At 73.7% G+C, this 8,115-nt stretch carries 8 protein-coding genes and 1 pseudogene; 2 read left to right on the forward strand and 7 right to left on the reverse strand.

Translation table 11 applies throughout. The features are described from left to right. Nucleotides 1–67: 67 nt before the first annotated feature. Nucleotides 68–553, reverse strand: coding sequence for an ATP-binding protein (locus tag ACFU99_RS24370; protein ID WP_384395330.1), 486 nt, complete (start codon nt 551–553; stop codon nt 68–70). Nucleotides 554–696: 143 nt separating this feature from the next. Between ACFU99_RS24370 and ACFU99_RS24375 the strand changes: the two genes are divergently transcribed. Next, on the forward strand, nt 697–1,548 hold the full coding sequence (locus ACFU99_RS24375) for a helix-turn-helix transcriptional regulator (RefSeq protein ID WP_384395332.1): 852 nt from the start codon (nt 697–699) through the stop codon (nt 1,546–1,548). Nucleotides 1,549–1,570: 22 nt separating this feature from the next. On the opposite strand, the gene ACFU99_RS24380 is transcribed toward ACFU99_RS24375, so the two are convergent. Next, nucleotides 1,571–2,218 (reverse strand): LuxR C-terminal-related transcriptional regulator, encoded by a 648-nt coding sequence (locus ACFU99_RS24380; protein WP_384395333.1) that lies wholly within the window; start codon nt 2,216–2,218, stop codon nt 1,571–1,573. Continuing rightward, on the reverse strand, nt 2,203–3,468 hold the full coding sequence (locus tag ACFU99_RS24385) for a sensor histidine kinase (protein WP_384395334.1): 1,266 nt from the start codon (nt 3,466–3,468) through the stop codon (nt 2,203–2,205). Before ACFU99_RS24385 ends, ACFU99_RS24380 begins: the two co-directional genes overlap by 16 nt. A gap of 222 nt (nt 3,469–3,690) precedes the next feature. On the opposite strand from ACFU99_RS24385, the gene ACFU99_RS24390 reads away from it, so the two are divergent. Next, nucleotides 3,691–4,098: a hypothetical protein gene (locus ACFU99_RS24390; protein ID WP_384395336.1), complete on the forward strand. Its 408-nt coding sequence runs from the start codon at nt 3,691–3,693 to the stop codon at nt 4,096–4,098. A gap of 86 nt (nt 4,099–4,184) precedes the next feature. Here ACFU99_RS24390 and hemB read toward each other — a convergent pair whose 3' ends face one another. The 4 genes and pseudogenes from hemB to ACFU99_RS24410 all read right to left on the reverse strand — a co-directional run. Continuing rightward, the gene (gene hemB, locus ACFU99_RS24395; protein ID WP_384395339.1) at nt 4,185–5,165 is read right to left on the reverse strand and encodes a porphobilinogen synthase; all 981 of its coding nucleotides are present in this window, start codon (nt 5,163–5,165) and stop codon (nt 4,185–4,187) included. Between the two features lie 2 nt (nt 5,166–5,167). After that, nucleotides 5,168–6,832, reverse strand: coding sequence for a uroporphyrinogen-III synthase (locus ACFU99_RS24400; RefSeq protein WP_384395340.1), 1,665 nt, complete (start codon nt 6,830–6,832; stop codon nt 5,168–5,170). After that, entirely contained in the window at nt 6,829–7,827 is a 999-nt protein-coding gene (gene hemC / locus ACFU99_RS24405) for a hydroxymethylbilane synthase (protein WP_384395342.1), read from the reverse strand. Before hemC ends, ACFU99_RS24400 begins: the two co-directional genes overlap by 4 nt. Beyond that, a pseudogene (locus tag ACFU99_RS24410) lies at nt 7,824–8,115 on the reverse strand (glutamyl-tRNA reductase); the annotation flags it as partial. The pseudogene ACFU99_RS24410 and the gene hemC, both read right to left, overlap by 4 nt.

An 8,115-nucleotide genomic window follows, 5' to 3' on the forward strand; every position in this document is an offset into this window, starting at 1 on the left:
GCGCACAACCGCCCACGGAGGCACCCGCACCGCGCAATCGCCCCCGCTTCTGCCCGGTGCGGGTGTCTCACCCCGCGAAGGGCTCGGCGGACGTCGTTCCCGGAACGCCGCCCCCGAGCTCGAACCACATCATCTTGCCGCCCAGCCCCTGCTGCTGGTCCCGCAGCGAGAAGCCGCCCCAGCTGTCGGCGCACAGCCGCACCAGCCCGAGCCCCCGCCCCCGCTCGACGTCCACGGGCGGCGGCGCCGACTGCTCGCCCGTCGCCAGGGCGGGCAGTTTCGGGTTGGCGTCCCAGACGCTCACCCGCACCCGCTCCCCGTCCCGCCGTACGCGCACGGACGCGGGCCCGTCGGCGTACCGGTAGGAGTTGGTGACGAGCTCGGAGGTCAGCAGCTCCGCGGTGTCGGCGTACTCCGAGAAGCCGTGCTCCTCGAAGATGGTGCGCAGCGTCCGGCGCGCGATGCAGGGGGCGAGCGGGTCGCGCGGCACCTGGAGGGTGTACTCCCAGTCTTCGGGCGGACCGGCCTCGTACGGCTCCGGCGCACAACTCATACGCGCCTCCCTAGCGTGAGCGAAGTGACACACACCGTAAGCCAGCCCGGTGCGTGTGGGCCGCACCTTCCGGAAAATACATGCACCCGATGGACCCTCGGGGGGTCGCGCCGCCAGACTGTGCGCGACGAGGGAGAAGGTCGATGCCACCGAGGACCGCCCCCACGGCTCGCCAACAGCGCCTGGGCTCAGAACTCCGCAAGCTCCGCGAGCGGTCGGGCATGACGGCCTCGGAGGCGGGCGCGCTGCTCGGCGCCGACCAGGCCCGCATCAGCAACATCGAGTCCGGCCGGGCGGGGGTCAGCACGCAGCGGCTGCGCGCGCTGGCGCACACGTACGACTGCGCCGACCGTCAGCTCATCGACGCCCTCACCACCCTTACGGGCAGCCGCACCCGCCATTGGTGGGAGGAGTACCGCGGCTCGCTGCCGCGGGGGCTGCTCGACCTCGCCGAGATCGAGCACCACGCCGTGGAGCTGCGCACCGCGCAGACCTCCCTCCTGCCCGGCCTCCTCCAGACCGCGGACCACGCGCGGGTCATCTTCGGACAGGGAGTGCCGACGCTGACGCCCCAAGAGGTCGAGCACCGGGTCGCGCACCGCATGAAACGCCAAGGGGTCCTCCACCGCCGCACCCCGATGCCGTACACCGCGATCGTCCACGAGGCCGCTCTGCGCATGCGGTTCGGCGGCCTGGAGACGACCCGCGCCCAGCTCGGCCACCTGGTGGAGATGAGCGAACGGGAGAACGTACGGCTGCTGGCGATCCCCTTCGAGCGGGGCGAGTTCCCGGGCGCGGGGCAGACCATCCTGTACGCGTCGGGGCCGGTGGCGCAGCTCGACACCGTGCAGCTGGATCAGCCGCACGGTCCGGCGCTGCTGGACGCGGCGGCTCAGCTCGCCGGTTACCAGGCGCTGCTGGACCGGATGGAGGAGATGGCCCTGGACCGGGCACGCTCCCGCGACTTCATCCGCGCCATCGCCCGCGCGCTGTGAGACCGCCCGCCGCAGAAGCGGATCAGGGCTGGTTGAGATAGGCGAGCACGGCCAGGACCCGGCGGTTGCCGGCGGCGTCGTCGGCGATGCCCAGCTTGCCGAACATGGACGTCGTGTACTTGCTGATGGCGCTCTCGCTCAGGAACAGCCGCTTGCCGATCGCCTGGTTGGACAGCCCCTCGGCCATCAGCCCCAGCACGGCGTGCTCGCGCTCGGTGAGAGCGCCGAGCCGCCGCGTCGACGCCCCGCCCCCCAGCAGCTTGGCGATGACGACCGGGTCCATGGCGGTGCCGCCGGCGGCGACGCGCTCCAGGGCGTCGGTGAACTGGTCGGCGTCGAAGACACTCTCCTTGAGGAAGTAGCCGACGCCCCCGGCCCCGTCGGCCAGCAGCTCGCGCGCGTACAGCTGCTCGACGTACTGCGAGAGGATCAGGACCGGCAGGCCGGGCAGTCGGGCGCGGGCGGCCAGCGCCGCGCGCAGCCCCTCGTCCGACTGGGACGGCGGCATCCGGACGTCGATGACGGCGGCGTCCGGCCGGTGCTCCAGCAGCGCGGCGAGCGTCTCGGGCCCGGTCCCCGCCGTCGCCACCACCTGGTGCCCGCACGCCTGGAGGAGGCGGACCATGCCGTCGCGCAGCAGGTAGAGGTCCTCGGCTACAACGATTCGCATGGCACCATCATCCTCATGCGGGTCGGGCCGCCGGCCGGGCTGGTGATCTCCAGGGTGCCGTCGAAGACCGCGAGCCGGCGGCGCAGCCCCGCGAGCCCGCCGCCCTCCCGGACGGCCGCGCCGCCCCGGCCGTCGTCCTCGACGTCGACGACCAGAACGCCGCTGCCGCCGCCGTCCCGCGCGAGGGAGATCCAGGCATGGCGCGCGCGGGCGTGCCGGGCCGCGTTGGTCAGCAGTTCGGCGACCGCGAAGTACACGGCGGACTCGACGGGCGGCTCCAGGCTCAGCCGGACGTCGGCGCTGACGGCCGTCTCCAGCGGGCTGTCCAGGGCGAGCGCCCGTACCGCGTCGGCGAGCCCCCGGTCGCCGAGGACCGGCGGGCTGATGCCCTGGACCAGTTCGCGCAGCTCGGTCAGCGAGGCGGCGGCGCCCGTCCGCGCCTGCCGCATCAGCTCCCGGGCCTGCTCGGGGTCGCTCTCCATCAGCTTCTCCGCGGTGGTCAGCGACAGGCCGAGCGCGACGAGCCGGGCCTGCGCCCCGTCGTGCAGGTCCCGTTCGATGCGGCGGATCTCGGCGGCCTGCGCGACCGTGGTGTCCGCGCGCTGGGCCGTCAGCTCCGCCACCCGGTCCGCGAGCGCCGCGGCGGGCGGCGTGCGCAGGAAGCGTACGGCCACGGGCTCGGCGAGCCGCCAGGCGTACGGGGCGGAGGCGACGGCCACGGCCAGGCCGAGCGCCCCGGCGAGGAGAGCAGTGGACGACTGCCGTACGAGCCCGAGGACCGCCACCGCGAGAGCGGCGGGCGGCACGGCCGCGACCAGCCCCGCGGTGAGCGGCGCGATGCCGGTGAAGCGCAGGTCGCGCCAGGTGGCGGGGTCGCGCCAACGGAGCCGCAGCCGCTGGTCCTGGAGCGCGTCGCGGCGGGTCCGCTCGTAGGAGAAGCCGTTCCACCAGTACCCGGTGGACAGTCGCACCACCGGCTCGGCCCGCCGGTAGCCGGCCGGGACGACGGTGCCCGTCCACTTCGCGACGAGGGCGCGGAACATCCGGCAGACCGGGCGCGACAGCAGCAGCGTGCCGACGGCGGCCCAGACGAGTTCGGAGATCCACGACCACGGGCCCGCGCCCCACCAGATCCACAGCGCGGCGGCGGCCGCCCATACGGCCGGGACCAGCATGCTGACGGCCGTCACGGCGCAGGCCCGCACGAACCCCGCGCAGGCGCCGGCCGCCCACGACACCACCTGTCGCATGACACTTCCCTCTTCTTCGCGTCCTCGGAACCCGCCGGTGCGGCTTCGCGATTCCACTGTGCACGGCGCGCGGCCGCGGACCCCCCGGATCGGCGCGGGAGTGGGTCTGGCCCCACCCCTCCCGGCGTCCAGGCCCATACCCGGCCCGCGACGCGCTCCCTAGCGTCGTGACCACGCCGACCGGCGCACAGCACACAAGGGCACACAAGGGAATCGGGAACCATGAACACCAGCGATCCGCAGATTCAGCAGACCTTCGGCACGGCGCGGAAGTTCGTCGCGGGCTACGGCGCGCTCGGCGTCGTGGTCCTCGTCGTGGACGCCGTCCTCGCCGCCGCCGGGAAGGAGCCGACGGCGTTCATGTGGGGCCGGACGGGCGGCGTGCTCGCGAGCGCGGCCGTGGCGTACTGGCTGACCGGCCTCGCCGCCCGCGGCTCCCGCTCGGCGTTCCTGCGCGTACGGATCATCTCGGTGGCGGTGCCGGTCGCGATCGTCGCGATCGATCTGATCCCCGGCGCGCTCCCGGCGTGGTTCATCGCGCTTCAGATCGCGGGCGCGGCGGTCCTCGCCCCGACCGCCTTCCTCCTCAACGGCCCGGCGCCGCGCGCCGCCTTCGCCGCGGCCCGCTGAGGCCCGTACGCGGAGGCCCGTACGCACACGACAGCCCCCGACGGCCGGACCGTCGTGGGCTGTGGCGCGTAAGGGCTTCAGCCGCCTCAGAGCTGCCGGGCGGCCTCCGTCGCCCAGTAGGTGAGGATCATGTTCGCGCCCGCGCGCTTGGCGCCGACGAGGGTCTCCATGATCATGCGGTCGCGGTCGACCCAGCCGTTGGCGGCGGCGGCCTCGATCATCGCGTACTCGCCGGAGACCTGGTACGCGGCGACCGGCACGTCCACCGCGTCCGCGACCTGCCGCAGGATATCGAGGTAGGGCAGCGCCGGCTTGACGATGACCATGTCGGCGCCCTCCTCGATGTCCAGCGCCAGCTCGCGCAGGGACTCCCGCGCGTTGGCCGGGTCCTGCTGGTACGTCTTGCGGTCGCCGGTCAGCGAGGAGGCGACGGCCTCCCGGAACGGGCCGAAGAACGCGGACGCGTACTTGGCGGTGTACGCCAGGATCGACACGTCCTGGTGGCCCGCGCCGTCCAGCGCCTCACGGACGACCCGGACCTGGCCGTCCATCATGCCGCTGGGCGCGACGACGTGGACGCCCGCGTCGGCCTGGACGCGCGCCATCTCGGCGTACCGCTCCAGCGTCGCGTCGTTGTCCACCCGGCCCCGCGCGTCGAGGACGCCGCAGTGGCCGTGATCGGTGTACTCGTCCAGGCAGAGGTCCGACATGATCACCAGGTCGTCGCCGACCTCGGCCCGTATGTCCCGGATCGCGACCTGGAGGATGCCCTCGGGGTCGGTGCCCCGGCTGCCGACCGCGTCCTTCTCCTCGGGCACGCCGTAGAGCATGAGCCCGCAGACGCCCGCCGAGACGGCCTCGACCGCGGCCTTGCGCAGGCTGTCGCGGGTGTGCTGGACGACGCCCGGCATGGAGGCGACCGGCACCGGCTCGGCGGCGCCCTCCCGCACGAAGGCGGGCAGGATCAGGTCGGCCGGGTGCAGCCGCGTCTCGGCGACCATCCGGCGCATGGCCGGCGTGGTGCGCAGCCGCCGCGGGCGCGACCCGGGGAAACTTCCGTAGTTCATGCTCAACTCCGTGCCCTCCTACGCGATCCGGGCCGCCGCTCGCTCGGCCGGGTGACCGGGTCGCCGGCCTCCAGCGCGGCCTCGCGCCGCGCCGCCCCGAAGTCCGCGAGCGCCGCGGCCAGTTTGTGCACCGACGGCTCGGGCGACATGACGTCCACGCGCAGCCCGTGCTCCTCGGCGGTCTTGGCGGTGGCCGGGCCGATGCAGGCGATCACGGTCACGTTGTGCGGCTTGCCGGCGATGCCGACCAGGTTCCGCACGGTCGAGGACGAGGTGAACAGGACCGCGTCGAAGCCGCCGCCCTTGATCGCCTCGCGGGTCTCGGCGGGCGGCGGGGAGGCCCGTACGGTCCGGTAGGCGGTGACGTCGTCGACCTCCCAGCCCAGCTCGATCAGCCCGGCGACCAGGGTCTCCGTGGCGATGTCGGCGCGCGGCAGGAACACCCGGTCGATCGGGTCGAAGACCGGGTCGTAGGGCGGCCAGTCCTCCAGCAGCCCGGCGGCCGACTGCTCGCCGCTCGGCACCAGGTCCGGCTTGACGCCGAAGTCCACCAGCGACTTGGCGGTCTGCTCGCCGACCGCCGCGACCTTGATCCCGGCGAAGGCGCGCGCGTCGAGCCCGTACTCCTCGAACTTCTCGCGCACCGCCTTGACCGCGTTGACCGAGGTGAAGGCGATCCACTCGTAGCGCCCGGTGACCAGGCCCTTGACCGCGCGCTCCATCTGCTGCGGGGTGCGCGGCGGCTCGACGGCGATCGTCGGGACCTCGCTGGGCACGGCGCCGTACGAGCGGAGCTGGTCGGAGAGCGATGCGGCCTGCTCCTTGGTACGCGGCACGAGGACGTTCCAGCCGAACAGCGGCTTGGACTCGAACCACGAGAGCCGGTCGCGCTGCGCGGCCGCGCTGCGCTCGCCGACCACGGCTATGACGGGCTGCCCGCCGTTCGGCGACGGCAGCACCTTCGCGGCCTTCAGCGTCTGCGCCACCGAGCCGAGCGTCACCGACCAGGTGCGCTGGCGCGTCGTGGTGCCTGCGACCGTGACGGTCATCGGCGTATCGGGCTTGCGGCCCGCCGAGATCAGCTCGTTCGCGACGGCGGCGACGGTGTCGAGAGTCGCGGTGACCACCGCGGTCACCTCGCTCGCGCCGACCTCCGCCCAGCACCGGTCGGTGGCGGTACGGGCGTCCAGGAACCGGACGTCGGCGCCGCTCGCGTCGTGCAGCGGCACCCCGGCGTAGGCGGGCACGCCCACCGCGTTGGCAACGCCCGGCACCACCTCGAAGGTGACGCCCTCGGCGGCGCAGGCCAGCATCTCGTCGGCGGCGTTGCCGTCCAGACCGGGGTCGCCGACGACCGCACGGACGACCCGCTTGCCGCTCCTCGCCGCCCCCATGACAAGATTGGCGGTGTCCCTAAGAACCGGGACCTCGGCGGTATTTGATGAGCCATCAGCTACCGCCTGAGCAGGCATGCCGTGGCTCTCCACGGTCACGTTGGCGCGCACATGAGCGCGTACCACGTCGAGTACCGGCGGATCGGCGATCAGAACGTCCGCTGCCGCCAGTGCCTCCACGGCTCGGAGCGTCAGCAGTCCCGGATCTCCGGGACCGGCACCCAGGAAGGTGACGTGCCCGTGCGGGGGGTGATTAGGGGCGGTGGGGTTCAAAGTGCTCGCTCCCCCATAAGACCGGCCGCACCCTTGGCCAGCATCTCGGCGGCGAGTTCGCGGCCGAGGGCCGAGGCTGCGTCGCTGGAGGCCGGAACGGGACCGGTGGTGGACAGCTGCACCAGCGTCGAGCCGTCGGTCGAGCCGACGACGCCGCGCAGGCGCATTTCGGTGACAGCCTGCCCGTCGGCCTGCAGGTCGGCCAGCGCACCCACGGGTGCGGAGCAGCCGGCCTCCAGGGCGGCGAGCAGGGAACGCTCGGCGGTCACGGCGGCCCGCGTGAACGGGTCGTCGAGCTCGGCGAGCACACTGGCGAGTCCGGGGGCGCCGCCGACCTCGTCGGCCACGCACTCGACTGCCAAAGCCCCCTGGCCGGGGGCGGGCAGGATCGAGTCGGCGGCCAGGAACTGGCTCGCCTCCCCGATCCGGCCGCTGCGGATGAGGCCGGCCGCGGCCAGCACGACGGCGTCGAGCTCCCCGCCGGTGACATACCCGATGCGGGTGTCGATGTTGCCGCGGATCGGCACGGTCTCGATGTCCCGGCCGAGCGAGCGCGCCCACGCGTTCAGCTGCGCCATCCGGCGCGGCGAGCCGGTGCCGACCCGTGAACCCGGCGGCAGCGACTCGAAGTCGAGCCCGTCGCGGGCGACCAGCACGTCCCGCGGGTCCGCGCGGACCGGGATCGCGGCCAGCACCAGCCCCTCCGGCTCGGCGGTCGGCAGGTCCTTCAGCGAGTGCACGGCGAAGTCGATGTCACCGGCGAGCAGCGCGTCGCGCAGCGCGGAGACGAAGACGCCGGTGCCGCCGATCTGCGCGAGGTGCTCGCGCGAAGTGTCGCCGTACGTCGTGATCTCGACGAGCTCCACGGCGCGCCCGGTGAGCTCGCGCACCGCCTCGGCGACCTGAGCCGACTGGGCCATGGCGAGCTTGCTGCGCCGGGTGCCCAGCCGGAGCGGCCGGGTGTCGGCGGCCGCCGTGAGTGAGGTGTCGTTCATGCCCGCTCCCGTGCTGTGTTCTGCCTGTCGGACCGCGTGTCCGCCCGGCTGACGGCGGCGACCGCCTGCGGGTCGAGGTCGAAGAGTTCGCGCAGCGCGTCCGCGTACCCGGCGCCGCCGGGCGTCGCGGCCAGCTGCTTGACCCGCACGGTGGGCGCGTGCAGGAGTTTGTCGACGACCCGGCGGACGGTCTGGGTGATCTCCGCGCGCTCCTTGTCGTCCAGATCCGGAAGGCGGCCGTCGAGCCGCGCGATCTCGCTCGCGACGAGGTCCGCCGCCATGGTGCGC

Source organism: Streptomyces sp. NPDC057654, from assembly GCF_042800135.1.
Taxonomy (GTDB): domain Bacteria; phylum Actinomycetota; class Actinomycetes; order Streptomycetales; family Streptomycetaceae; genus Streptomyces.

Coding starts and splice junctions, on each gene's coding strand:
- ACFU99_RS24370 (WP_384395330.1), bottom strand. CDS start 553: ATGAGTTGTGCGCCGGAGCCGTACGAGGCCGGTCCGCCCGAAGACTGG.
- ACFU99_RS24375 (WP_384395332.1), top strand. CDS start 697: ATGCCACCGAGGACCGCCCCCACGGCTCGCCAACAGCGCCTGGGCTCA.
- ACFU99_RS24380 (WP_384395333.1), bottom strand. CDS start 2,218: ATGCGAATCGTTGTAGCCGAGGACCTCTACCTGCTGCGCGACGGCATG.
- ACFU99_RS24385 (WP_384395334.1), bottom strand. CDS start 3,468: ATGCGACAGGTGGTGTCGTGGGCGGCCGGCGCCTGCGCGGGGTTCGTG.
- ACFU99_RS24390 (WP_384395336.1), top strand. CDS start 3,691: ATGAACACCAGCGATCCGCAGATTCAGCAGACCTTCGGCACGGCGCGG.
- hemB (WP_384395339.1), bottom strand. CDS start 5,165: ATGAACTACGGAAGTTTCCCCGGGTCGCGCCCGCGGCGGCTGCGCACC.
- hemC (WP_384395342.1), bottom strand. CDS start 7,827: ATGAACGACACCTCACTCACGGCGGCCGCCGACACCCGGCCGCTCCGG.